Below are 26,266 nucleotides of genomic sequence, written 5' to 3' on the forward strand. Positions count from 1 at the left end.
AAAGTCGTTCAAATCTCCCTTACTACTATTCGTGAGCCTTCCACTTTCACGACTTTAACCTTTGTATTATTTTCAATAAAACTACCTTCAGCGACTACATCTAAACGTTCATCATCCACTTTAACTGTGCCTGAAGGTCTTAATGGTGTAATTGTAACTCCTTCACGCCCAATCAATTCTAGACGATTTACGTTTGATACGTAGCCACTTTCCGTGTTTGTCGAATCTGTTAAAATCAGCTTCTTAAATATATTCATCCGTTTACCAAACACCTTTAACATTATGATAATAGCCAAAATAGATAAAAATAAAGCGATTACGATGGAAATAGCCATGTGTAATAGATTACCACCAGCCATAATGATACTGCCGATTACAGCCACTGTTCCAAGCAGCCCGGCAATCCCACCTGCCAGGAAAAACTCCGCTGCTATCAAGATAATACCAAGGACAAATAGAATGATGGATTCATAACCAGCAAGTCCTGCAACATAATGTCCAAAGAAAAATAGCAGCAATGCACTTAAGCCCATCCCTCCGGGCAATCCAAAGCCTGGAGAATATAATTCAAGAACGAGTCCCAAACTAGCTATTGATAGAAGAATGGGAACAACTACAGGGTGCGTAATAAATCTAGCAATTTTTTCAGCAAAAGTAGGTTCAACCTTATGAACATTGGCACCTTTATAGCCAAGCTTTGCAATAAGCTCATCTAAATCCTTTACAGTTCCTTCTGAATAACCAACTTTTTCAGCTTGAGCAGCAGTAAGCGTTAATAGTTTCCCGTTTTCTTTTAAGTCCGGAAAATCAATACTTGATGTAACCATTGCTTTAGCAATTTCAGGGTCACGGTCATGTTCTTGGGCTACACCTGACATTGCGGCAATCCACATGCTCTCTGCTTTTTCTCCAGCCGTATTTCCGGTTTGGTCAATAATTGCTGAAGCCCCCATTGTTGCATTAGGTGTCATATAAATTTCCTCAGTATGAAGAGCTATATAAGAGCCTGCAGAAATCGCCCACGAATTGACAAAAGTAACAGTTTTTATTTTCGTACTTGAAATAAGGTTTCCTATATCTCGTGCGGCAACAACTTCGCCTCCAGGTGTATTCATATCGAAAATAATTAATTCAGCATTATCTTTCTCTGCGGTATTAATTGCCCTTTTTAAATACGCATATAGGCCTTTCTCCACTTCGTCATTAATAGGTATTACATAAACGTTCGCTCCTTTGCCATCTGCTTGTGCAGGCAACACAGATAAAACAAGCGCTGCAAGCATACAGATAGCAATCAACACTCTTCTCATCCAATCCCCCCTTCCGAAGCGTTCATAACAGTAATACGAATAAAATCAGATAAAGATTCAAAAATTTTTTTGAGTTCTCTAACTATTATACCTGAAATATGTAAAAAAGCCGACAAGCATTATTGCTCATCGACTTTTCTTTAATGTTTATTACGATAAATGCCGCCCAACAAGCTTGCTAACGAGAGATCCGTCTGCTTTTCCTTTTACTTTCGGCATAAGAATACCCATTACTTTACCCATGTCAGATTTTGAAGTTGCGCCTGACTCTGAGATTGCCTCTTGCACAAGAGCTTCCACTTCTTCTTCTGAAAGTTGAGGTGGCATATATTTTTCCACAAAAGCTAGTTCCTGTTGAACTTTTTCCGCGAGATCATGACGATCCGCTTTATTAAATTCATGGAGGGAGTCTTTGCGTTGCTTTACTTCGCGAGAAAGGACTGTCAATTCTTCTTCTTCCGATAATTGTTGTTTGCCAAGCTTAATGGATTCATTTTGCAAGGCTGCTTTCAGCATTCGGATGACGGAGAGTTTTTCTTTTTCTTTATTCTTCATCGCTTGTTTCATATCGTCGTTTAAACGCTCAAGAAGACTCATTATTTCACCCTCTTTAGAACTTGCGCTTTCTGGCAGCTTCTGATTTTTTCTTACGTCTTACGCTTGGCTTTTCATAAAATTCGCGCTTTCTGTATTCTTGTAAAGTCCCTGTTTTAGAAACTGTACGTTTGAAGCGGCGAAGAGCATCTTCAAGCGATTCGTTTTTACGAACTACTGTTTTTGACATCTCTCTTTCCCTCCCTCCGAACATAGCAATAACATGTTCATACATGGAAATCCATGTACTTTGCAATTATAATATAAGGCTTTTGACAGGTCAACAATCTAATTATAAGAAAAGCACAAGTATCGCATTATTAAATGGACATGTATATGTTTTTAGACGCCTTAAAGTTAGCTTTTTAACGAATATATCTACTTAAATACTGAAAATAAAAAATCATTTCTATCATGAGATATACGACGATAAGCATGTCTAACAAATCACATCATATATTTTAATTAGAGGTGAAAGACATGCTCTATATTCTTTTATTTATTATACTTGCTGGATGCTTTTTACTTGGAATGACGATGATGAGGATCGGCTTATTTAATTTATCCGGCAGTACGATGGAAATTTGGCTTCAGAAAATGACTAGAACTCCTTTTTTAGGGTTTCTCGCAGGAATCGCAATGACAGTCGTTCTCCAAAGCAGCTCAGCTGTCACAGTCATTGCCGTCGGACTCGTTTCAGCTCGCATACTATCTTTCCCGCAGACGATTGGAATTATTTTGGGAACGAATATTGGTACAACTGTCACATTGGAGTTTTTTACATTTGATTTATCAACAATTATTTTACCGCTCCTTTTGATCGGAACGGTTCTCCAATTTTCTAAAAATTTAAAAGTAAAAAGCAGTAGCTTTATTGTACTTGGCATTGGTATTATTTTCGCATCAATGAATGGCTTTGAATGGCTATCTGGACCTCTAGCTAACATCAAACATATAGATAACTTAATATATGTAATGAAGGATCATTCTGTTATCTCTTTTCTCATTGGAACTTTTCTGACTGCAATAATTCAATCAAGCACCGTCATGACAGGTATAGCAATGAGTTTTTTAACCGTAGGTACATTTCCACTGGAAACAGGAATTGCAATAATGATCGGTGCAAATATCGGGACTTGTGCAACGGCTTTATTTGCATCGATTGGTGCTGGAAAGGAAGCAAGGCAGACGGCATTTGCTCATATTTGGCTGAATGTCGGGGGAGCAATATTATTTTTCCCATTGATTTCAATTATAGCGAATTTCAGTCGTCTGCTTGCTGTAGATCCGAATACCCAGCTTGCTCATGCTAGTGTCATATATAATGTTGTTTGCTCGCTTATTGTATTACCTTTTGCAAAGGAATTTGGGCAATTTATTATGAAACTACATGGTAGAAAAAAATAGACCTAATAGTTCCCTTCACCTGAAAGTCCTTTCATAATGGCAACTCCTGAGCTTGCACCAATACGTGTTGCACCTGCTTCAATCATTTTTTGAACATCATCTATTGTACGGACACCACCGGAAGCTTTTACTCCAAGTTCTGGGCCAACTGTTTTTCTCATGAGTTCAACATCTTTTACCGTGGCGCCACCTGTAGAAAAGCCTGTTGATGTTTTTACGAAATCTGCTCCTGCCTGTTTAGCAATTTTACATACGTTTTCCTTTTCTTGATCTGTTAAAAGTGAGGTTTCAATAATAACTTTTACTAATGCTTTTCCTTTTGCAGCTGCACAAACTGCCGCAATATCACGCTCAACCAGCCCGAAATTCTCGTCTTTAAGAGCACCTACATTAATAACCATATCGATTTCGTCGGCACCATTTTCAATTGCATCTTTCGTTTCAAATGCCTTTGTCTCAGGAGTTGTTGCTCCTAAAGGAAAGCCTATTACGGTACATACTTTCACATCTGATCCCTTAAGTAAGCTAGAAACGTACTGAACCCAAGTAGGATTTACACATACAGATGCAAAATGGTATTGTTTTGCTTCTTCACATAAAACAGTAATATTTTCTTTTGTTGCGTCAGCTTTTAATAACGTATGATCAATATATCTTGCAATATTGTCTACCATAATAAAAATGCTCCTTTACTTAGAAGTTAGATATTTTTATTTATATTATCATGAAAAATGGCTATCCCCAAATGATAAAGGGATAGCCAAGTTTTAACATGTTGATTTCCGTCCTAAGCGCTCATTTTTTTCCAAACCGGTAAGCATGTTACGACTTTAAAATGTACTAGTTTAGCCATAAGACATGATGTTGTATCTGGTAGGGAGGGTTGCCCCCTCCACTTCAAACAACCTAGCGTATATTCCAGAATAAGATTAAAAAAATAATATTATTTGTTAAATCGCCATTGAATTTTCTTCTGATACCTCGTCCATTACTCGTACGAATTGACCTTCGTTATATGGATAGCCCGCTTTTGTAATTTTAACTTTTACTAGCTTGCCAACCATATCTTCAGAAGCAGGGAAAACCACTTTTAAATAGTTGTCTGTATATCCTTCATATAGGCCACTTTCAGGATTTTCTTTAAATGGTTCTTCTGGAATCACTTCCAGCACTTCATTTTCAAATTGTGAGGAGTATTCTTTTGCCAGTTGGTCAGATAATGTAATTAATCTATGAACACGATCATTTTTAATATTTTCATCTATTTGATCAGGCATTCTAGCAGCAGGAGTACCTGTACGCTTTGAATATGGAAAAACATGTAATTCTGAGAATTTATGTTCCTTAATAAAATTATATGTTTCCATAAATTCCTCTTCTGTTTCTCCAGGGAAGCCAACGATAACATCGGAAGTGATAGCTAGTCCTGGAAGTGCCTTTTTAAGCAATTCTAATCGTTCAGCGAAAAATTCCATTGTGTATTTTCTGCGCATTCTTTTTAAAACAGTATTTGAACCAGACTGAATAGGTATATGCAGATGTCTTACAACTAAATTTGATTTATTAATTACATCAATGACTTCATCAGTAAGTTGACTCGCTTCGATGGAAGAGATTCGAATTCGTTTTAATCCTTTAACTTGGGATTCCAAATCACGCAATAATGCAGCAAGATTATAATCTTTCAGATCTTCTCCGTAACCACCTGTATGGATTCCTGTCAGAACGATTTCTTTATATCCTGCATCGACAAGCTGTTGAGCTTGGCGAATAACTTCCTTCGGATCACGAGAGCGCATTAAGCCTCGAGCCCAAGGAATAATACAGAAAGTACAAAAATTATTACAGCCTTCTTGTATTTTTAAAGAAGCACGAGTACGATCTGTAAAGGCAGGAACGTCTAGTTCTTCATATACACGATTTTTCATAATATTGCCGACACCATTAATTGGCTGACGCTCTTCTTTGTACTGATCAATATAATCTAGCATTTTTGTACGGTCCTGAGTACCGACTACGACGTCAACTCCTGGTATCGCCATGATTTCTGCAGGAGAAGTTTGAGCATAACATCCAGTCACACATATAACGGCATCAGGATTTTGTCTAATAGCACGTCGTATAACTTGGCGACTCTTTTTATCTCCAGTATTTGTAACTGTACATGTATTGATTACATATACATCGGCATTACTTTCAAAATCAACACGTTCGTAGCCTTGGTTTTTAAACAATTGCCAAATTGCTTCGGTTTCATAATGGTTTACTTTACAGCCCAGTGTATGAAATGCTACAAGAGACATATTATCACCTCATTAATTCAAATTGATAGGAAATAGCGGCTAATGCATAAAGTGGCGCTGTTTCTGTTCGTAATATTCTAGGTCCAAGTCCGCATATTTCAAAACCATGTGATGTAAGTTCATTTTTCTCTGGAACTGTGATACCACCTTCTGGACCAAAGACAATCAAAATTTTATCCTTAGGTTTGGCAGACTGGATGATTCTTACAAAATTGCTTTGCTCGTCTTCCTTAGCTGCTTCTTCATATGCTAGAATCTTCCAATCAAATTTATCACTATATTGAATAAGCTCGTTTATTGTATAAGGACTATGAACGAATGGTAAAAACTGGCGATGGGACTGTTCTGCAGCTTCTTTTGCAATCTTATTCCATCTCTCAAGCTTTTTCGATTCTTTTCTACTCTCCCATTTTACTACTGAGCGGGTTGCAATAAAAGGGATAAATTCTGATGCTCCTAGCTCAGTCCCTTTTTGGATAATCCATTCAAATTTATCCCCTTTGGGCAGACCGCTCGCAATAGCTATATATATAGGGAGCTCTTTATCCGCTTTTTCAAATTCAATCATATCCGCTTCGATATATGAATCCGATATTTGGCTGATTTTTACAGACGCAGCTTTTCCATCTTTAAAAACAACCCAAAACATATCATCTTCTTTCATTCGCATCACTCTAGTTATGTGATGAAAATCTTCCCCCGATATTCGGACAGATTTCTGATTGTTAAAGGCCTCATCTATAAAATAGCGTTGCACCTTGCCACCTCTTTATGAACGCTTAGCAATGAAAGCAACCCAGTCTTCCATCACTAATGTTTCTTCAATATCAAAACCAGCGGCAATAATTGCCTCTTTGACTTCTAATTTTTTTGGTTGAATAATTCCGGATGTTATGAAATAACCACCTTGCTTGACAATAGTTGCTGCGTCGTCTGTAAATCGAATAATTATGTCAGCTAAAATATTCGCTACAACAATATCAGCCTTATCCTCTATCCCTTCGAGCAAATTACCTTTTCGAACTTCAATTTGCTCAGATACGTTATTTATTTCAATATTTTGCTTTGCAGATTTCACTGCTACTTCGTCTAAATCTAAAGCTAATACATTCTTTGCACCTAATAACGCAGCGGCAATACTAAGAACGCCTGAACCTGTTCCCACATCAATGATATGTTGACCTTTTTGGACAGTTTTTTCTAATGCTTGAATACACATGACTGTAGTAGGATGGGTCCCTGTACCAAACGCCATTCCGGGATCAAGCTCAATTATAAGTTCGTCACTATTTACACGTTCATAGTCTTCCCATGTCGGAACTATTGTAAAAGTTTCGGATATTTTCACAGGATGGTAATATTTTTTCCATGCCGAAGCCCAATCCTCTTCTTTTACTTCTGTAGTTGTAACTCGATTCGTCCCAATATCAATATCGTACTTAATAAGATCGGTGATTTCCTGTTTGATTGAATCTACGGTTTCGCTAATAAAACTATTTACTGGTAAATAGGCTTTAATGATGACACCTTCCTCAGGATAATCCCCAGGATTCAAATCGTATATTTCACCAAACCAATCTTCTCTTTCCTTCGTTAGCTCTGAAGGGTCTTCAATCACAACACCACTTGCTCCCGCTTCATGAAGAATGTTCGAAATAGGTTCGATAGCCTCGTTAGTAGTATGAATACTAATTTCAGTCCACTTCATATAAAAACCGCTCCAATCTCATACAAATCATCAACTTTTAAAAGCACGTTTTACTTTATCAAAGAAACTCTCATGTTGCTCATCTGGTGTGTCTCCACTTATATCAGCAAAATCTCGAAGTAGTTGTTTTTGTTCTTCTGTTAGTTTCGTAGGGGTGATAACCTTCACCAGAATATGTTGGTCACCTGTGCCATATCCTCTGACATTTTGAACACCTTTTCCACGAAGTCGGAAACGCGTACCTGTTTGTGTACCTGCAGGAATTTTCAATTTCACTTTGCCGTGTAAAGTAGGTACCTCTATTTCATCACCAAGAGCCGCTTGCGCGAAAGTAATTGGCATTTCACAATAAATATCATCGCCATCACGTTCAAAAAATTCATGCGGCCTAACATGGAATACGACGTATAGATCCCCTGGAGGCCCTCCATTAATACCTGGTTCCCCTTCACCTGATACACGCATTTGCTGCCCATCATCAACACCATGTGGGATTTTAACATTAATTTTTCTGCGTTTTTTTACTTTACCGTCGCCGCCGCATGTTCGGCATTTTTCCTTTATTAATTTGCCTGTTCCATTACAATAGTTACAAACTCTTCTATTAACAATCCGACCAAATGGCGTATTTTGTTCTACATTAAGTTGGCCGCTTCCGTGACAGTGCGAACATGTTTCTGGTGTCGTTCCTGGTTTTGCCCCACTACCATTACAAGTATCGCATGTTTCTTCTCTAGGAATTTCTATTATTGTCTCTTTTCCAAATACAGCCTCTTCAAAGGATAAGTCAAGCGTATACTGAAGGTCCGAGCCTTGCCTTGGCGCATTAGGATCTCTTCTTCCGCCGCCACCAAAGAACGTATTAAAGATATCTTCAAACCCACCAAAACCGCCGAAGTCTGCTCCTCCAAATCCTCCACCAAACCCTTGAGGTCCTTCATGGCCAAATTGGTCATATTGAGCACGTTTTTGGTCATCGTTTAATACTTCATACGCTTCTGTTATTTCTTTGAATTTCTCATCCGCTCCAGCTTCTTTATTAATGTCTGGATGATATTGTTTCGACAAACGTCGATATGCTTTTTTTATCTCATCTTTTGTGGCGCTTTTTGATACTCCAAGCACCTCATAATAATCCCTTTTACTCATAAAAACACACTCCCGCGTCCTTTTCACATAAAGTATATTTTATCACAAATCATATAGTGATTAAAAGTGAAGATTCATAATGACAGCTAAAACAGATGAGAAAAGCCAAAGCCGTTGAAATGGGCTTTGGCTTTTCATCACTTTTATTATTTGTTATCGTCATCTTTAACTTCTTCGAACTCAGCGTCTACAATATTATCGTCGGAGCCTGCATTCTTGCCATCTCCAGCTCCTTGTTGTGCCTGTGCTTGTTTTGCAGCTTCTTCATATAGCTTCATTGAAAGGTTTTGAACGATTTCTTGTAGAGCGTCTTTCTTTTGACGCATTTCGTCTAAGTCATTTTTCTCAACAGCAGCTTTTAATTCATCCTTCGCTTCTTCTGCTTTTTTCACTTCTGCAGCATCTACTTTACCTTCTAGGTCTTTCAATGTCTTTTCAGTTGTGAAAATCAGTTGATCTGCTTCATTCCGAAGCTCAACCTCTTCTTTGCGTTTTTTATCAGCTTCAGCATTATCTTCTGCCTCGCGAACCATACGATCGACTTCTTCCTCAGATAGGCCAGAAGAAGATTTGATTGTAATGTTTTGCTCTTTTCCTGTACCTAAATCTTTGGCACTAACATTTACAATTCCGTTTTTATCAATATCAAACTTCACTTCAATTTGCGGAATTCCACGTGGTGCAGGTGGGATATCTGACAATTGGAAACGTCCCAGCGTTTTGTTATCTGCAGCCATCGGACGTTCACCTTGCAGTACGTGAATATCTACTGCAGTTTGATTGTCAGCAGCAGTTGAGAACACTTGCGCCTTTGAAGTAGGAATTGTAGTATTTCGATCAATTAGTTTCGTAAATACGCCACCCATTGTTTCAATACCAAGAGAAAGTGGTGTTACATCAAGAAGAACTACATCTTTTACATCTCCAGTTAACACACCACCTTGAATTGCTGCGCCCATAGCAACAACCTCATCTGGGTTAACTCCTCTATGAGGATCTTTGCCTGTTTCTTTACGAATTGCTTCTTGTACCGCAGGAATTCTTGTCGATCCACCAACAAGAATAACTTTATCAATTTCAGATGGAGACTTACCAGCGTCTTTTAATGCTTGGCGAGTAGGTCCCATCGTTCTTTCGACTAAATGAGAAGTTATTTCGTCAAATTTAGCACGAGTTAAAGTAAGCTCCATATGAAGTGGACCAGCTTCACCCGCAGTGATAAATGGTAATGAGATTTGAGTTGAAGTTACACCAGAAAGATCTTTTTTCGCTTTTTCAGCAGCATCTTTCAATCGTTGCAGCGCCATTTTATCTTTTGAAAGGTCGATTCCGTTTTCTTTGCGGAATTCTTGTACAAGATAATCAATGATAACTTCGTCAAAATCATCACCGCCAAGACGGTTATCCCCTGCAGTAGCTAATACTTCAAATACTCCGTCACCTAGTTCCATGATGGAAACGTCAAATGTTCCACCACCAAGGTCATATACTAGGATTGTTTGGTCTTCGTCTGTTTTATCAAGACCATATGCAAGTGCAGCAGCAGTTGGTTCGTTAATGATCCTTTCTACTTCTAAACCAGCAATTGTTCCAGCATCTTTTGTAGCTTGACGCTCAGCATCGTTAAAATAAGCAGGAACTGTTATTACAGCCTTTTCTACTTTTTCTCCAAGATAATCTTCAGCATAAGATTTTAAATATTGAAGAATAGCAGCTGAAAGCTCTTGAGGTGTATATTCTTTGCCTTCAATTTCTTGTTTGTACTGTGTACCCATATGACGTTTAATAGACATAACCGTATTTGGGTTCGTAATTGCTTGGCGTTTTGCTACTTCCCCAACTTGTCTTTCGCCATTTTTAAATGCGATAACAGATGGTGTTGTTCTATTTCCCTCAGGATTTGGGATTACCTTTGGTTCTCCACCTTCAAGTACCGCCACACATGAGTTCGTGGTTCCTAAGTCAATACCTATGATTTTACTCATATCTTTTACCTCCCAAAATATGTAGAAACTATTGATTCACTTTTACCATTGATGGTCTAATTACGCGGTCTTTAAGTTTGTAGCCTTTTTGAAACTCTTCTACTACTATATTTGAGCCATATTCTGCGTCATTCGTCTGCATAACAGCTTGATGAAAATTCGGATCAAATTCTTGACCTACCGCTTCAATCTGTTCTGCACCTTCTTGCTTTAACGCGTCGATAATATTTCGATATACCATTCGAACACCTTCAAGTAATGCTATGGCTTGTTCATCATTCGGCTCGAATTGCAATGCTCTTTCAAAATTATCGATTGCTGGCAGCAGGTTCGTGATTAAGCTCTGAGATTTATATTTTTCGCTCGCTTCCCTTTCAAGCTGGGCGCGTCTGCGGAAATTTTCAAAATCAGCATACAAACGCAAGTATCTATTTTCGGATTCATCAACCTTTTTCTCGAGTTCAGAAATCTTTAAAGCAGTTTCATCCACAACCTCTTCTTTACTAGAATCCTCTTCATTTACTTGTGATTCAGCTTGTCCAACCTCTTCAGTTTCGTTTACTACTCCATCAGTTTCTTCTAAAGTCTCCACTGTACTTGTTTCATCTACTCCACCATTTGTTTGCTCTTTCAGTTGATCTGTTGTTTCCTTAGTTCGATTGTTCATAACAACTTCACCTCCTTATATTTCATTTCTTATTGATGATACAATTTTGTTAATACTAAGCTCAAATCTTTTCTCAAAAAATCTAATAAACTAATGACACGTGAATATTCCATTCTAGTTGGCCCTAAAATAGCAATTGTACCTACGTCTTCTGTACCAATAGAATAGGTCGCAGTGATAAAGCTGCAATCTTCCATTTGTGAGTTCTCATTTTCCTTACCAATTTTCACATTAATCCCACGTGGCGTATGTTTGAACAATTCATATATTCCCTGTTCCTGTTCAATCATGTCCATAATTGAACGGATTTTTTCAATATTTTTAAATTCTGGTTGATTGAGTATGTTCATTTTTCCGCCAACATACAATCTTTCTGTTGTAGGTACATCTATTGTTTGTAGGATAGTATTAAGCAATAAGTCGTATTGTTGAATATTTCTTTGCAGCAAAGCAGCTACTTCTTTATAAATTGTTTCCCTTAGCTCTGCTATAGAAACACCAATTAACTTATCGTTTAAGATATTCACAAGCTTTTCAATCTCTTCTGGAGCCATATTTTCTGGAAGAGTAAAAACTCTATTTTCAACATGGCCAGTATCCGTAATAATAATGGCGACTGCCGTCTCCATATTCAACGGAACGATTTGCAATTTTTTTAATTTGTTTTCCTTTACAGCAGGTCCCAGTAATATTGCGGTATAATTGGTTAATTCGGATAAGATTTTAGCTGATTTTTGTGCAATATTTTCCAATTCATATATACGTTCTGCAAAAATGGAATGGAGTTTTTGAATATCTTTTGCATGTAAAACCTGTGGAGCAAGCAAATGATCAACATAATACCTGTACCCTTTCTCAGAAGGCACTCTTCCTGAGGAAGTATGTGTTTTTTCAATAAATCCCCATTCTTCCAAATCCGCCATCTCGTTTCTTATCGTTGCAGAACTAAGAGGAATATTAATTTTTTTGGAAAGACTGCGTGAGCCGACAGGTTGTGCAGATCGGATAAAATCATCAATAATCACTTGAAGTATGAGCAACTGACGATCTGTTAACACATTTATCACCTCTGTTAGCACTCTATTCTAATGAGTGCTAAATCTATAATAAAAGTATCAAAATGATTAGTTGATGTCAACGATTTTACACTTTCGAACTTAGCCAAAAATAATTAAAGAAGAAAGGCTTGAAATACTTCGTTTCCTAACAATTTCCCTCTATTTGTCAACAATAAATACCCATCATTTACTGTTAAAAGTCCACGATTCATCATTTCATGAATAGGTTTCTTAAAAATTTCCATTACATCTTCATTATATTTTTTATAAAAGTGACTTATTTGTACTCCTTTAATCTTTCGCAATCCAAGAAACATTTCCTCTTCCATTTTTTCTTTTTTGGTTATTTTGTTTTGATCAAAAATAGGTCTTTTTCCCTCACTGATCGGTACCATGTATTTTTTTAATGGACCAGCATTTGAATATCGAATGTCATTTATATAACCGTGAGCCCCTGCCCCAAAGCCAAAATACTCTTCATTGTTCCAGTAGACTAAATTGTGTTTACTTTCAAATCCTGGCTTCGAAAAGTTGCTAATCTCATATTGGTCCAAGCCATTTTTCTCCATCTCAGCCATTAACAATTTATACATTTCAGCCTCTACATCTTCATTTGGTAAACTTAATTTACCCTTTCTCATCAAGTTATAGAATACAGTTTTAGGCTCAACAATTAGTGAGTAACTTGAATAATGAGGTAATTTTAATGCTATCGCTTCTTTTAAGGTTGCATTAAAATCATCAAGTGTTTGTCCAGGCAATGCATAGATTAAATCGATGCTAATATTTGTGAATCCACATTGAGCAGCTTTTTCAAGTGAGGAATACACATCTTTAACTCTGTGAGAACGGCCAATCTTAGCTAACAATTCATCATTGAATGATTGTACACCAAAGCTAATTCTATTAACTCCGTATTCAGCTAAAATTTTTAGTTTTTCAGTTGATAAATCCCCTGGATTGGCCTCAAAAGTAAATTCCCCATCAGAAAAAGGCAAATATGATCTTATCCCTTTGCAGAGTGTTTCCAATTGTTGCTCATTAAGTGCCGTAGGAGTTCCGCCTCCAACAAAAATAGTTTCTATTTGTTGAATAGGTGTTTCATTATTTACAATCTCAAATTCTTTAATAAGTGATTGAACATACTCATCGACTGGCTGGCCTTTTAAAAATACTTTATTAAAATCACAATAATGACAAATATGTTCACAAAATGGAATATGGATATACGCGGCCTTCATTTCTATCACACCTTATATAAAATCAAAAACGAAAGGGAAGTGCGGCATGAACAATATCATACTTAACCTTCCCTTCCATAAAGTTATTATTTTGACTTTCCTTGATCGTCTCTTTTCAACACTGCCATAAATGCTTCTTGAGGAACTTCAACGGAACCAACTTGCTTCATCCGTTTCTTCCCCTCTTTCTGTTTCTCTAATAGTTTTCTTTTCCTAGAAATATCTCCGCCGTAACATTTAGCTAATACGTTTTTACCCATTGATTTAATGGTCGAGCGTGCGACGATTTTTTGCCCAATAGCTGCTTGAACAGGGACTTCAAATTGTTGTCTAGGAATTAATTCCTTTAGTTTTTCAACAATGACTTTTCCTCTGTCATAGGCAAAATCACGATGAACAATAAAGCTAAGTGCATCAACTTGTTCGCCATTCAATAAGATATCCATCTTCACTAGTTTGGATGGCTGATAGCCTATCATTTCATAATCAAATGAAGCATAGCCTTTTGTGTTTGATTTCAATTGATCAAAGAAATCATAAACAATTTCCGAAAGAGGAATTTCATATACAACGTTTACTCTTATGTCGTCTAAGTATTGCATGTCGACAAAGTGTCCGCGCTTTTGTTGAGATAATTCCATAACAGCCCCTACGTAATCATTTGGAACCATCATGGACGCTTTCACATAGGGTTCTTCTACATGATCGATTTTCTGTGGATCAGGCATATTGGATGGATTATCAACATTTAATTCTGTTCCATCGGTCATAAACACCTTATAGATTACACTAGGTGCTGTCGTGATCAAATCTATATTAAATTCTCTTTCAATTCGTTCTTGAATAATCTCCATATGCAAAAGCCCTAAAAATCCACAGCGGAATCCAAATCCAAGTGCTTGTGAAGATTCGGCTTCGTATTGAAGCGAAGAATCGTTCAACTCTAGTTTTTCAAGCGCTTCTCTAAGATCATTGAACTTTGCTGAGTCAATAGGATAAAGACCACAAAATACCATAGGATTTAACTTACGATATCCTGGAAGTGGCTCTGACGATGGGTTCTTCGCACTAGTAATCGTATCCCCAACACGAGTGTCCGCTACATTTTTAATAGATGCTGTTAAGAATCCTACATCTCCAACTGTAAGCTCCTCTACTAACATCGGTTTTGGAGCATGAACGCCGACTTCCAATACTTCAAATTCTTTACCAGTAGCCATCATTTTTATTTTATCGCCTGCTTTAACGGTCCCTTCCATTACTCGTATATAAGTAATTACTCCGCGATAAGAATCATATAACGAATCAAAAATAAGTGCTTTGAGTGGACCTTCGGGATCTCCAGAAGGGGCAGGGACTTTTTCCACGACTTGCTCAAGAATGTCTTCTATTCCTATTCCCGCTTTTGCAGAAGCCAATACCGCTTCAGAAGCATCCAAACCTATTACATCTTCAATTTCTTTTCTAACTCTTTCTGGATCTGCTGCAGGTAAATCAATTTTATTAATAACAGGCAAAATTTCAAGATTGTTATCTAGAGCTAAATAAACATTTGCAAGAGTTTGCGCTTCGATACCTTGAGCAGCATCAACGACTAAAATCGCACCTTCACAAGCGGCAAGACTTCTGGAAACCTCGTATGTGAAATCTACGTGTCCAGGTGTATCAATGAGATGAAATGTATAGTCTTCGCCATTTTTTGCTTTATATTTTAATTGTACGGCATTTAATTTTATCGTAATGCCCCGCTCTCTCTCTAAATCCATAGAGTCTAATAATTGATTTTTCATTTCTCGGGATGTGAGAGCTTTCGTTTGTTCAAGGATTCGGTCAGCTAACGTAGATTTTCCATGATCGATATGGGCAATAATGGAAAAGTTACGGATTTTTTCTTGTCTTTTTTTTCTTTCTTCTATATTCATCGTGTTCACTCCTGTTAATCGACACAAGTATGCTAGCGTAAATTATAACAGCAGTACATTCAATGAGCAAATGGGAAAATTAAAAAAGCTACCTATATTATAAGTAGCTTGCATCTTTCTTTACTAATCACGTATGTTCACTTCCGCTCTTATTGCACGCTTTCCTTGAGGTGGAGCGTGGGCTATAAGCGGATGTTCTCCAATAAATACTAGTTTAATTATCCTTATAATAAACTGGAAACAAATTCAAAGATTTTTTGTGTAATAGTGGTCACTATATTAGCTAAGAATTTACCAACTTCTGAAAAAAAATTATAAGCTTTTACTTCTTCTAATTTTTCTTTTTTCTCATCAAGGTTAAATGTTGGAAGATCTTTTCCCATAAAGCTGGTTTCCACTTCACCAACTTCGTTTTGCTGAATATTTACGGGAGTTTGGAATGAATCATCTGTAAAACCTTTCATATTAAGCATTCCGTCATTAGCTTTGTTCATACCGATTATAACTCCGATAAACAGAGCGCTAACAAGTAAAATGCATTTAACTAGAAAGTTTCTCATCATTCCACCTCCTCTATCATTCCGTCTACTAAATAGTATGCTTACAAAAAAATGATAGAACTTTTTTATCTAGTTTTAAATCCTGCATCTGTTTGATCTACAGCAGTATGAAGTGCAGCATTCAATCCGGATGCTATTAAATTTGCCATATCTTCAATGAAAACATCTACTTCCTTTGGCGTAACCATTAAATTATGTCCAAGAGGAGCTAGTACTTCGTGTATTAACCTTCTCTTTTCTTCTTCTTCAAGAGTTCCTACCATTCCTAAAAACGTTTGTCTTTGTCTTTCTTCAGGCATATCTTCTTCACTTAGCTTTCTTTTTTCTCCAAATGTCAAGCCGGCCGGGGATAGAGATCTGGATGGTCTCGCAGATTCCTTTATCTCTTTTCCAAAATGCTTAAGCAAAAAATCAATTGTGTCACTTGTAATCGTAACAGCATCTACAACCGTTGGAACTCCAATAGAAATGACTGGAACTCCTAAGGTTTCTTTACTTAATTCTTTTCTTTTATTACCAACACCAGACCCAGGATGGATTCCAGTATCTGAAATTTGGATTGTAGCATTGACCCTTTCAATTGATCTAGATGCTAGCGCATCAATAGCTATTATAAAATCGGGTTTAGATTTCTCTGCAACCCCAAATATTATGTCACTTGTCTCAATTCCTGTAAGACCCATAACACCCGGAGCAATCGCACTTACAGGTCTGTATCCCTCTTCAACTTGATGAGCTTCAAGCTGAAATAAGTGTCTAGTTATGATAAGATGTTCACAAACTTGTGGGCCGAGTGCATCAGGCGTTACATTCCAATTACCTAATCCTACAACCAAGCAACTAGCTGTCTTTGGGATGTTTAACATTTCTAAAAATCCACTGAATTCTCTCGCAAAAGTTTCTTCTACCTGTTGCTGTAAAACAGAATCCTGGGATCTAATTCCTTGAACTTCAATTGTCAAATAATGGCCAGCTTTTTTTCCTAACTTTTCTTCACCTTCGGAGGTGATGGTGGCTAAAGATATTTTTATATCGCCTTCCATCCTCTCTTTAATGATGACTCCATTAATTTCTTTCTGCTCTACTTTGTCTTTCTTTTTTCCCATCAATTGGGCTAAAGCCATTTCAAACGCTTCTTTTGCCAAGTCAGTTCTAATAGAATATCGACTTAAATCAAGTTCATTATTTTTCATTATTCTACCCTCCAAAAAGGAAACTACTTACTGTCCATCATTTCCTTTCATACCATTTTTCATTCAGAAGTATTGCATTCCTATTATTCGTCTGATAAAATATCTCTTGTTCTGATTGTTATTAAATAATGGTATTAGTGAAAGTCGAGTGATATAAAACCTCGATCATTGTCAGGAGGTGAATGGTATGCCAAACATTAAATCTGCTATTAAAAGAGTAAACATCAACGAAGCAAAAAACGCTCAAAACTCCGCTGCTAAATCTGCAATGCGTACTGCTGTAAAGAAATTCGAATCAGCTGTTGAGCAAAATGAAGAAAATGCTAAAGACCTTTTTAAAAATGCCGTAAAGCATCTTGATAAAGCTGCAACAAAAGGCTTGATCCATAAAAATACAGCTAATCGCCAAAAAGCACGTCTAGCAACAAAATTAAGCAAAATGGCTTAATAAAAAACGACGCTCCAATCATAAGATTGGAGCGTTTAGTTTTTAGTCAAACATACTTATGAAATTTTTAAATGACCTAATTTCAGCAAGAATAGCTCAAGCGAAACTTCTCTACCTGTTCCACCTGTTTTGAGCTGTTCATCTGTTAATGCTAATAGGTTAATAATTTCTCCAAGTTCCTGATCCGTAAAGGAACGGGCTTGTCCAGAAGCAAGCTTAACGCGAAAAGGATGAGTTTTAAGCGTACTTGCAATTTGTTGTTGCCCATATCCTCTTTTCATAAGTTCCTTCACTTGGTAGATTAGTCGGAATTGACTTGCTAATAGTGCTAATATTTTTATTGGTTCTTCATTTTGCTTCCTTAAATCATAATAAATTCTAAAGACTTCTTCCATTTTCCTATGTACAACTTTATCGACTAAATCAAATATATTTTGTTCCAATGATCTGGAAGTGAGTCTTTCAACAATTTCAGCTGTTATTTTTTTTGTTTCTTCAACATACAAAGAAAGTTTTTCTAATTCAGAATGAAGATTCATTAAATCAGGGCCAACTAAAGACAATATTAAATCAATTGCACTTTCATCTATTTGTTGACTTTTATCCTCTACACGGCCCTTTATCCAAATCCGCAACTCTCCTTCAGATAGCTTTTTTGCTTCAAGGACTTCTGCATTTTTTTTCAGAAGTTTTGTTATTTTCTTTCGCTCATCTAACTTTTCATAATATCCTGCAAAAACTAATATGGAGTAAGGAGAAGGCGCTTCAAGATAAGATTCCAATTTTTTAATATTATGTTCAACTTTTTCCTTAGATTTTTCAGAAGTTAAAAATATTGGATTATTAATAAACACTAATTTCCTATCCCCAAAAAAAGGAAAGGTTTCTGCATCTTCGAGTGCTTCTTCAATAGCGGTTTCTTCCATATCATATACGGATAAATTAAAATCCATTTCTTCTTCTGTTAACACATTTGTCACTAATTTTTGCTTCGTCTCGTTGATTATGAAGCTTTCAGTTCCATATAATAAATACAGTGGTGAAAACTGTTTTCTATCTATTTTTTCCCAAAGTTTCATGTTTTTTGCCCGCCTTATTCTAGTGTATACTAATATCGTATGAAAGCTAGGCACATTTGACAAGAGGCAAAGGGGACATTCCACCCGTAGTAAGTCCATAACTTACACAAGTGAAGTGCCCCCAAATCTATGATGAACGCTTCAAAATAAGGCCTAGGATACTTAATTTGAAGCGGATGTACTTTCATAAGCCTCCGGAGTTCTGATGACAAAAGTTTCGATAAGAAAGAAACTTGTATTCGTATTGTTGCCTACATATTAAAAAGTATGGGTGTCAACTCTTGTCAGCAGTGGTAATGGAATTGTGGATTTTTTTTTGAACTTCGTCTATACTATAGTGGAAATAGGAGGGGTAGTCGTGAATAAATTTGAACAAAATGTCCAATCAAAACGAAATGATGCGGTAGATTCCGGTGTTGGTTTTGCAGTCTCATTTGTTTTCTTTACAGCTATTTTCGTAATTGGAACAGTTATAGAGCTTCTTGGAAAATAATAAGGCTTGCACCCCGCAAAAGGAAGTTTGTTTAACAAACTTCTTTTTTTATTGCTTTAAACTGACCTTTATATTGTTCATCTTATTGCAGGATGGTTTGAAAGGTTCCACTTCTTTTTACAAAAACATAATGGATTGCACCTTGAATATCTGTTCGAAATATGTGTACTTTATTATCCTCTAATACATCGAGCACATCTTGATGAGGATGACCGTATCGATTATTATGTCCAGCTGAAATGACAGCATAGTTAGGATTAATGAATTTAACAAAATCAATTGTAGTAGAAGTTTTACTTCCATGGTGACCTACTTTTAAGACATGAGCATCCAATTTTGCATATGTATCCATGATTACTTTCTCCCCTTCTTTTTCTATATCCCCCATAAAGAGCCACTTCAATCCACCAAAAGCTGCAAATAGTACGAGTGAACTATTGTTCCCTTCGTAATCATCATCTAATGGAAAAATAAATTGAAAAATGCCTGATTTGTTTTCCCATCCTGATCCAGCTTTCACTTCTGAAATTGGTATTCCATAGATATCACTGAGATAAAGAATTTCTTCCATTAGTGCATTATCCCAAGAATTTGGTGAAATATAAATCTTTTTTATTGTTATTTCTCCAAATAAGTCCTTTGCTGCTCCAATATGGTCTGCGTCGCTATGAGTTAAAATCAGTTTATCTATTTTATGGATTCCCTTACTTTTTAATACTGGCAATAAAATTTGTGTACCAATTTGAAAAGGCTTTTTACGTTTTTGCCATTCCGGAACAGAAAAATGAATTTGCCCTCCCGTATCGATCAAATATGTTCCACGATTATAAGGCAATTTTATTAAAGTGCTATCACCTTGACCGATATCGATAAAGATTACTTCTCCTTTTGGAGAAAATTGGTTAAATGCGTTATTAATTAACAAAATCATTGTTAATGGCAAAACAGCTAGTATTTTTGCTTTATTATTTTCGATTAAAAAAACGTATAGATATGCACCAATAATCATAAAAATGATACTTATTGAGTTAGGTTTTCCTGTAATGATTGTTGAATATTTAAAGGCGCTGATTAGAAGAGCGAACTTTTCTGAATAAAAGACAATAGTAGCTATTAATTCCGAAAAAAATTGAAATAACCAATCATTAAAAAATTTCACTACGAAGAGGCTAAGCATTGCCGGCAATATTATTGCTGTGTAAAAGGGAACAAATATAACATTTGCCAATATACCTATTACAGAAAACTCAAAGAAATGGAAAGCGAGAATCGGAAAAGAGGCAAGTGTAGAAACGACAGAGATTTCCAACATCGTTTTTATATAAGTAGGATTTTTCGCAAAAATGGCTTTTGAAGATATAATCAAACAAAATGTAACACAAAAAGAAAGTTGAAATCCAGGATGATAAATCAAAAAAGGATCAAAAAGCAAGAAAATAATAAAGCTGATGGATAATGCATCAAGAGTAGTAATGGGAAGGCGCCATTTTTTTGCAGATAATAAAAGGAGTGACATTAAAACAGCCCTTATTACAGGAGGATTTAAACCACAAATTACCATATAAATTGGCAAGATGATATGAAGGAGCCAATAAATCGTGTCTTTTGATATGCCTAAACGAAGAAGAATTACATAAATTAATCCCACAAGAAAAGCGATGTGTAAACCAGAGATTGCTAATAAATGGACTACTCCTATTTGCTGATAAGAACGAAATGTATCTTCTGGAAATGAAGAACGGTCTCCAAATATTAACGCATTCGCATAAGGAATTAATTGATCTGGAAAATGTTTTTCTACAAACCATACTCCTTTTTCACGAATGTTTTGCAAATCATTTATAATTGTTTGATTGGAATAATAGCAATCATTCCAATCTATAGAACTTGTTTCCAATAACCAATGGATATGTTGTGTATACAAATATTGTTTATAACTAAAAGCATATTCGTTACGATTTTGCTCTGGTTGAATCAATTCACCAGAAATATAGCATGTTGCGCCTGCTCTGATATTTTCTTCCAACATAGATTTTTCAACTTCACTTTGGATTTTATAGGATAAAAGGAGATTTTCCTGATCGGATACAACAACTGCTCTTAATCGATCCCCGTCAATTTCAGGAACTTCTTTAAAGGTAATATGCATATTCGCAAATCCATAATCAAAAATCGTAACATTATGGTTTTTATTATATATTGTGAGACACACAAAAAAAATAAAGAACAAACAATAAAAAAAGAGCAACTTTTTTTGCCTTTCCAAAATAATTCGTATTGTCCCTATCGAAATAAGAATAATGGTTAATAAGTGAAATTCAAAAATAATCATTACACCTGATATTGCAGCAATTGCAGCATAAAACCAACGACCTGTAGCCATCGAAACTCCTTTCTGAATAGATTGGAGGGCTGTTTCCAGCCACTCCAGTGATAATGTATTACTGATTAACTGCAAATGTTTGAAAAATTTCTTTGTCAAATGGAACTTGTTCCACAACGACACCTGATTGTTCAAACAATTCGATTGCATGAGGGTGATTTTTATAATCTTCGGCATAGTAAACAGTCTTTATGCCTGCCTGGATGATTGCCTTACAACATTGCAAACACGGAAAATGAGTCACATATATCTCAGCATTTTCAGTTGGCACACCGAATTTCGCACATTGCAAAATAGCGTTCATTTCTGCATGAATCGTCCTTATACAATGATTATCAATTACATAACAGCCTTCATCAATACAATGAACACCACCTGCAATTGACCCATTATAGCCTCCTGCAATAATTCGCTTGTCCCTCACAATAGTTGCCCCAACTGTTAGTCTCGTACAAGTACTTCGATATGATAGTAGATGGCTCTGTGCCATAAAATATTGATTCCAAGATATTCTCTCCATAGAAGTCTCCCTTTACTGTTTTCTTCAGTTTATCTACAATTGTAGAAATTAGTCAATCACTTAACTGTAATTAAATCCTGTAATCTTTCAAATGTTTTTGGTCCGATCCCAGATATTTTTTGAAGATCTTCAATTTGCTTAAATGGCCCATTCTGTTCTCTAAATTCGATTATGGCAGCGGCTTTTGAAGGACCAATTCCAGGTAATGTTTCCAATTCACTCGAATTAGCCTTGTTTAAATTAACTTTATCATTTTGATTAGATGGTGAGGAACTATTTAAAAAAGGATTTTCAATTTCCTCACCAACCATCGGAATGTAGATTACCATTTCATCATAAATTTTTTGAGCAAAATTTATTTGTCCTTCATCTGCATTATCGAGCAACCCTCCGGCTTTTTGGATAATGTCAAAGACTCGATCATCTTCATTAGCTTCATAAAGTCCAGGAAGTTTTATTGCACCTTTTACATCTACAAAAAACTTTACTACTACCGGGTTATCAATTGCTTCTTCCTTTACTATAGGTATATCTGTTTCCGCTAATGGAAGATTGGCATTTACTACTACTTGTTTATCTTTTGGATGGCTTATAAACAGAAATAGAGCGATTCCTATTACAATTGCTCCTACCAATAGAGATTTATATTTTTCAAGCCAAATCAATTTAAAAACCACCTCACCGGAAATGAATATTTTATTTTTGTTAGCATACATTTGTTAGGAGAGATAGGCGAAGGAGGGACATAAATGAAAGTCGGGGTAATTGGGACAGGTAATATGGGTACAATACTTTCTGAGGCATTAATAGATGGAAATGCAATAACTCCTTCAGAAGTAATCATTGTAAATCGGACGAAATCTAAAGCAGAAATGCTTAAACATAAATATAAAGAAATTGTAGTCGCTAATAACGCTCGTGAAGTGATTAATAATTCCGACCTCATTTTTCTTTGTGTAAAACCAAATGAGTATTTCACACTAATTAAGGATACTGAGCAATATTTTCGGGAAGACCAATGTCTCGTAACCATCACGAGTCCAATTCAAATATCCTGGCTAGAGAAGTTATTACCATGCTCTTGTGTAAGAATAATACCAAGCATTACTAATAGGGCACTTGCAGGTGTAACACTCTTTACATTTGGAAATTCAAGCGACAAAAAATGGCAGAAACAATTGCTAGACATGTTTACACATATTTCCGTTCCAATCCAGATAAAGGAGGATATCACACGCATTTCTTCTGATATTGTTAGCTGCGGTCCAGCTTTTTTTAGTTATATTACGAGAAGATTTATAGACGCAGCAGTTTCGGAAACGTTGATTGACAAAGAAACAGCTACAAAGCTTGCTGAGGGGATGTTAATCGGTCTTGGAGAATTATTAAATAAAGGGTATTATTCTCTTCCTACTTTAGAGGAAAAAGTTTGTGTTAAGGGTGGTATTACGGGTGAAGGAATAAAAGTGTTGGAAAAAGAACTTGATGGGGTCTTTGAGAAGGTACTTCATGCTACCCACGCAAAATTTAATGAAGAAGTGGCAATTTTGAAAAAAGACTTTACGGTATAACCTATTATACTTGTTTCAATTAAAAGTTCAAGTTCTTATGATTTAGTCAGGACTGCTATAATGAATGCCGTCCTGACTAAATTCAAATACAAATGCTTTTTAAGACAATCGTCTTATTTTTTTTTGCAAGAAAAGAATAATCTTTCTGATGTTTCAGTAGGTGAATCACTTAAAAAATCAGCGGTTATAGATTTTATGATAAAACCTGCATCTGAAAGCCATTTTATATATTGATCTGTTGAATATGTACGCTGCTTATGAGTTTCATCAAATCGATTATACTTTCCTGATTGTTCATCTAATACAAAAAAGGTTAATTCGTGCTCTATTGATAGAGGATGCTCACCAGGAAAGGTTGTCCAAATATAAGAGACTTCCTCCTCTGCAAGCGAATACGATTCACTCATAAATTGTTCAATTTTATAAGGTGAGTGAACATCAAATAAAAATAACCCGCCATCGCTTAGATGGGCACTCACATTTTTAAAGGTTTTTTGGACATCATCTGGAGTATTTAAATAATTTAAAGAGTCACAAAATATAGAAATGATATCAAAGGTTCCAAGCTCCTCCAGCTGTGTCATATCTTGTTCAAATAAATGAATGTTAAGCCCTTTGCTCTCAGCCTTTTCCCTTGCGACCATTAACATATCTTCTGATAGATCAACACCAGTGACTTCATATCCTGCTTCCGCCAATAAAACAGATAATTCACCTGTTCCACAAGCCAAATCCAGAATGCGATTTCCTTTTACCGAGCACCTTTTCTTTTCGGTGTTTAAATACTCAAGCCAGTTCGAATAAGGTACCTCCATCATTAAAAAATCATAAACATACGCCAAACGTTCATACGTCACGATTTAATTCTCCTAAAATATCTTCAATTGGAGCATCTCCCCAAAGTCTCTCCAAATTATAGTAACTACGCTCATCTCTATGGAATACGTGCGCAATGATATTACCCATATCAATCAACACCCATTTCGCTTCTTCAAAGCCTTCCATCTTATTTACAAGAGAACCTATTTTGTTTGCTTCATCCTTAATTTCTCTAGCTATTGCCTGAACTTGTTTTTCCGAATTACCATGACAGATCAAAAAATAATCAGCTATTAAGGAAATCCCTTCCATATTTAAGACGATTATTTCTTCTGCCATTTTACTGTCAGCTGCTTTTACTACTGTTTTTAATATATCGTTTGTATTCAAACTTCAATTCCTCCTTTATTTCCTAAAAATGTAATTTCCCGCTTCTTGCGCTCACTTTCCCTAGGTACCTAGTGAGCTTTAATATCCTTCGTGATCTACCGTCTATTCCTAAAACTACATAGATCAATCGTTGTCCAGCTGAAGACTCCAGTAAACTTTCTGTCTTTTTATTTTGCTCTAAGTCAACATCAATTCGTCAAGCCGTTAGTTATAGACCAAGATAGGAAAATCGACATGCCATAATATATTGCAGGACAATATGTTGATGAGTGAGGCGCGTCTTTTAGTGTCTCCTCACTTCGACTCCAATCAACTTATTACTAAGTCAAAGTAGTTTTACTATCCTTATTTAAAACAAAACTGTTATAGGCATCAAAAGTATCAGGAAAAATCGCTGCTTTTTTAGCAAGTAAAAATGAAATGGTATTACTAATTGCTTTTAACACAGCTTGGTTTAGATCATTTTTTGCTAATTCTCTTGTTTCCTCAACACCTGGAAAATTCCGTCCAGGTTCAATATAATCAGCTAAGTATATGATTTTTTCTAAAAGACTCATATTTGCTCTACCGGTTGTATGAAAACGAATCGCATTTAATATATCTTCATTTTCTAATGACAATTTATTTTTCAAAATATATGCAGCGGCTGGACCATGCCAAAGTTCAGGATGGTACAGCAGTAAACGCTCATCTTCTTTTGCCTCAATGATAGTATCCCGCAGCTCACTAATTGGCATAAGTTTCGCATAATCGTGAAAAATTGCAGCGATCTCAGCTTGTTCTTTATCAGCACCGTATTTTTCTGAGAGCATAATGGCAGTTTCGACTACTCCCAATGTATGTTGAAATCTAGGCCCTTTTATTTTTTTTTCTACTATTTCCAGTGCTTGTTCACGATCCATACAATTGATTCTCCTCAATATAATTAATGACCCCATAAGGCAAAAGATAATTGATCGTTTCACTATTTTGAGTTCTTTTTCTTATCATAGATGATGATATTTCTATAAACGGCACTTCAATCGGGATAATAGGATAAGTACTTACAAGCTGATAATTTGGTCGATTGACTCCAACAAACTTGATCATTTTCATTAATTCATCAACTTGGTACCAGTTTGGCAAGTATTCCACCATATCAGCTCCAATAATGAAATAATATTCATTATTGGGGTTTCGTTCCATTAACATTTTCATCGTATCATACGTATAAGATCTCCCTTTTCTCTCTAACTCGATTTTTTCAATCGAAAAAAAAGGATTCCCTTGAATGGCTAATTCCAACATTCTTATTCGATCCCTATTCGTTGTATGACTCTCTCTTTCTTTATGCGGAGGTTCTTGGTTTGGCATAAATTGTATTTCATCTAGCTCTAATCGGTGAAATACTTCATTTGCGATTATTAGATGACCTAAATGAGGAGGATCGAATGTCCCACCTAAAATGCCAATTTTTCTCTTCATAT

27 protein-coding genes are annotated in these 26,266 nt (G+C 36.1%); 4 read left to right on the forward strand and 23 right to left on the reverse strand.

Annotated features, from left to right (window positions below; all coding sequences use genetic code 11):
- Window positions 1-8 precede the first annotated feature (8 nt).
- The 3 genes from MT489_RS05295 to rpsU form a co-directional block, all read right to left on the reverse strand.
- Window positions 9-1,310: an NfeD family protein gene (locus tag MT489_RS05295; protein WP_244680434.1), complete on the reverse strand. Its 1,302-nt coding sequence runs from the start codon at window positions 1,308-1,310 to the stop codon at window positions 9-11.
- 150 nt (window positions 1,311-1,460) lie between these two features.
- Window positions 1,461-1,907 (reverse strand): GatB/YqeY domain-containing protein, encoded by a 447-nt coding sequence (locus MT489_RS05300; RefSeq protein ID WP_244680435.1) that lies wholly within the window; start codon window positions 1,905-1,907, stop codon window positions 1,461-1,463.
- Window positions 1,908-1,920: 13 nt separating this feature from the next.
- Window positions 1,921-2,094: a 30S ribosomal protein S21 gene (gene rpsU / locus MT489_RS05305; protein WP_057983047.1), complete on the reverse strand. Its 174-nt coding sequence runs from the start codon at window positions 2,092-2,094 to the stop codon at window positions 1,921-1,923.
- Window positions 2,095-2,384: 290 nt separating this feature from the next.
- On the opposite strand from rpsU, the gene MT489_RS05310 reads away from it, so the two are divergent.
- Window positions 2,385-3,311 (forward strand): Na/Pi symporter, encoded by a 927-nt coding sequence (locus MT489_RS05310; protein WP_244680436.1) that lies wholly within the window; start codon window positions 2,385-2,387, stop codon window positions 3,309-3,311.
- Window positions 3,312-3,313: 2 nt separating this feature from the next.
- On the opposite strand, the gene deoC is transcribed toward MT489_RS05310, so the two are convergent.
- The 12 genes from deoC to gpr form a co-directional block, all read right to left on the reverse strand.
- On the reverse strand, window positions 3,314-3,985 hold the full coding sequence (gene deoC, locus MT489_RS05315; RefSeq protein ID WP_244680437.1) for a deoxyribose-phosphate aldolase: 672 nt from the start codon (window positions 3,983-3,985) through the stop codon (window positions 3,314-3,316).
- A gap of 276 nt (window positions 3,986-4,261) precedes the next feature.
- Window positions 4,262-5,614 carry a tRNA (N(6)-L-threonylcarbamoyladenosine(37)-C(2))-methylthiotransferase MtaB gene (gene mtaB / locus MT489_RS05320; protein ID WP_244680438.1) on the reverse strand — a complete coding sequence of 451 codons (1,353 nt, stop codon included), beginning with the start codon at window positions 5,612-5,614 and terminating at the stop codon, window positions 4,262-4,264.
- A 4-nt stretch (window positions 5,615-5,618) separates the two neighbouring features.
- Window positions 5,619-6,371 (reverse strand): 16S rRNA (uracil(1498)-N(3))-methyltransferase, encoded by a 753-nt coding sequence (locus tag MT489_RS05325; RefSeq protein WP_244680439.1) that lies wholly within the window; start codon window positions 6,369-6,371, stop codon window positions 5,619-5,621.
- Window positions 6,372-6,383: 12 nt separating this feature from the next.
- Window positions 6,384-7,322: a 50S ribosomal protein L11 methyltransferase gene (prmA, locus tag MT489_RS05330; RefSeq protein ID WP_244680440.1), complete on the reverse strand. Its 939-nt coding sequence runs from the start codon at window positions 7,320-7,322 to the stop codon at window positions 6,384-6,386.
- A gap of 30 nt (window positions 7,323-7,352) precedes the next feature.
- Window positions 7,353-8,471, reverse strand: coding sequence for a molecular chaperone DnaJ (gene dnaJ / locus MT489_RS05335; protein ID WP_244680441.1), 1,119 nt, complete (start codon window positions 8,469-8,471; stop codon window positions 7,353-7,355).
- A gap of 146 nt (window positions 8,472-8,617) precedes the next feature.
- Window positions 8,618-10,456: a molecular chaperone DnaK gene (gene dnaK / locus MT489_RS05340; protein ID WP_244680442.1), complete on the reverse strand. Its 1,839-nt coding sequence runs from the start codon at window positions 10,454-10,456 to the stop codon at window positions 8,618-8,620.
- A 28-nt stretch (window positions 10,457-10,484) separates the two neighbouring features.
- Entirely contained in the window at window positions 10,485-11,123 is a 639-nt protein-coding gene (grpE, locus tag MT489_RS05345; protein WP_280518487.1) for a nucleotide exchange factor GrpE, read from the reverse strand.
- Window positions 11,124-11,152: 29 nt separating this feature from the next.
- Window positions 11,153-12,181 (reverse strand): heat-inducible transcriptional repressor HrcA, encoded by a 1,029-nt coding sequence (gene hrcA / locus MT489_RS05350; RefSeq protein WP_244680443.1) that lies wholly within the window; start codon window positions 12,179-12,181, stop codon window positions 11,153-11,155.
- A gap of 113 nt (window positions 12,182-12,294) precedes the next feature.
- Window positions 12,295-13,422 carry a radical SAM family heme chaperone HemW gene (gene hemW / locus MT489_RS05355; protein WP_244680444.1) on the reverse strand — a complete coding sequence of 376 codons (1,128 nt, stop codon included), beginning with the start codon at window positions 13,420-13,422 and terminating at the stop codon, window positions 12,295-12,297.
- A gap of 86 nt (window positions 13,423-13,508) precedes the next feature.
- The gene (gene lepA, locus MT489_RS05360) at window positions 13,509-15,344 is read right to left on the reverse strand and encodes a translation elongation factor 4 (protein WP_244680445.1); all 1,836 of its coding nucleotides are present in this window, start codon (window positions 15,342-15,344) and stop codon (window positions 13,509-13,511) included.
- A gap of 224 nt (window positions 15,345-15,568) precedes the next feature.
- A complete protein-coding gene (locus tag MT489_RS05365; protein ID WP_244680446.1) occupies window positions 15,569-15,904 on the reverse strand; it encodes a DUF3679 domain-containing protein in 336 nt (111 codons plus the stop codon).
- Between the two features lie 65 nt (window positions 15,905-15,969).
- On the reverse strand, window positions 15,970-17,097 hold the full coding sequence (gpr, locus tag MT489_RS05370; RefSeq protein WP_244680447.1) for a GPR endopeptidase: 1,128 nt from the start codon (window positions 17,095-17,097) through the stop codon (window positions 15,970-15,972).
- 187 nt (window positions 17,098-17,284) lie between these two features.
- On the opposite strand from gpr, the gene rpsT reads away from it, so the two are divergent.
- Window positions 17,285-17,545 carry a 30S ribosomal protein S20 gene (rpsT, locus tag MT489_RS05375; protein WP_244680448.1) on the forward strand — a complete coding sequence of 87 codons (261 nt, stop codon included), beginning with the start codon at window positions 17,285-17,287 and terminating at the stop codon, window positions 17,543-17,545.
- Window positions 17,546-17,601: 56 nt separating this feature from the next.
- On the opposite strand, the gene holA is transcribed toward rpsT, so the two are convergent.
- On the reverse strand, window positions 17,602-18,624 hold the full coding sequence (gene holA / locus MT489_RS05380; RefSeq protein ID WP_244680449.1) for a DNA polymerase III subunit delta: 1,023 nt from the start codon (window positions 18,622-18,624) through the stop codon (window positions 17,602-17,604).
- A gap of 358 nt (window positions 18,625-18,982) precedes the next feature.
- Between holA and MT489_RS05385 the strand changes: the two genes are divergently transcribed.
- Window positions 18,983-19,117 carry a YqzM family protein gene (locus MT489_RS05385; RefSeq protein ID WP_244680450.1) on the forward strand — a complete coding sequence of 45 codons (135 nt, stop codon included), beginning with the start codon at window positions 18,983-18,985 and terminating at the stop codon, window positions 19,115-19,117.
- 82 nt (window positions 19,118-19,199) lie between these two features.
- On the opposite strand, the gene MT489_RS05390 is transcribed toward MT489_RS05385, so the two are convergent.
- From MT489_RS05390 to MT489_RS05400, 3 genes are read right to left on the reverse strand one after another with little or no spacing between them, the layout of a single operon-like run.
- The gene (locus tag MT489_RS05390; RefSeq protein WP_244680451.1) at window positions 19,200-21,500 is read right to left on the reverse strand and encodes a DNA internalization-related competence protein ComEC/Rec2; all 2,301 of its coding nucleotides are present in this window, start codon (window positions 21,498-21,500) and stop codon (window positions 19,200-19,202) included.
- Between the two features lie 58 nt (window positions 21,501-21,558).
- The gene (locus tag MT489_RS05395; protein WP_244680452.1) at window positions 21,559-22,020 is read right to left on the reverse strand and encodes a ComE operon protein 2; all 462 of its coding nucleotides are present in this window, start codon (window positions 22,018-22,020) and stop codon (window positions 21,559-21,561) included.
- A gap of 56 nt (window positions 22,021-22,076) precedes the next feature.
- A complete protein-coding gene (locus MT489_RS05400) occupies window positions 22,077-22,685 on the reverse strand; it encodes a helix-hairpin-helix domain-containing protein (protein WP_244680453.1) in 609 nt (202 codons plus the stop codon).
- Window positions 22,686-22,769: 84 nt separating this feature from the next.
- Between MT489_RS05400 and comER the strand changes: the two genes are divergently transcribed.
- A complete protein-coding gene (gene comER / locus MT489_RS05405) occupies window positions 22,770-23,591 on the forward strand; it encodes a late competence protein ComER (protein WP_244680454.1) in 822 nt (273 codons plus the stop codon).
- 113 nt (window positions 23,592-23,704) lie between these two features.
- Here comER and MT489_RS05410 read toward each other — a convergent pair whose 3' ends face one another.
- From MT489_RS05410 to MT489_RS05425, 4 genes are all read right to left on the reverse strand, one after another.
- Window positions 23,705-24,448: a class I SAM-dependent DNA methyltransferase gene (locus MT489_RS05410; protein WP_244680455.1), complete on the reverse strand. Its 744-nt coding sequence runs from the start codon at window positions 24,446-24,448 to the stop codon at window positions 23,705-23,707.
- Window positions 24,438-24,800 (reverse strand): ribosome silencing factor, encoded by a 363-nt coding sequence (gene rsfS / locus MT489_RS05415; RefSeq protein WP_280518489.1) that lies wholly within the window; start codon window positions 24,798-24,800, stop codon window positions 24,438-24,440. The genes MT489_RS05410 and rsfS overlap by 11 nt, the downstream gene beginning before the upstream one ends.
- 320 nt (window positions 24,801-25,120) lie before the next feature.
- On the reverse strand, window positions 25,121-25,702 hold the full coding sequence (yqeK, locus tag MT489_RS05420) for a bis(5'-nucleosyl)-tetraphosphatase (symmetrical) YqeK (RefSeq protein ID WP_244680456.1): 582 nt from the start codon (window positions 25,700-25,702) through the stop codon (window positions 25,121-25,123).
- Window positions 25,692-26,264, reverse strand: a complete 573-nt coding sequence (locus MT489_RS05425; RefSeq protein WP_244680457.1) for a nicotinate-nucleotide adenylyltransferase — start codon at window positions 26,262-26,264, stop codon at window positions 25,692-25,694. Before MT489_RS05425 ends, yqeK begins: the two co-directional genes overlap by 11 nt.
- Window positions 26,265-26,266 lie beyond the last annotated feature (2 nt).

The organism is Lederbergia wuyishanensis (genome assembly GCF_022900255.1).
Lineage (GTDB): Bacteria > Bacillota > Bacilli > Bacillales > Bacillaceae_C > Lederbergia > Lederbergia wuyishanensis.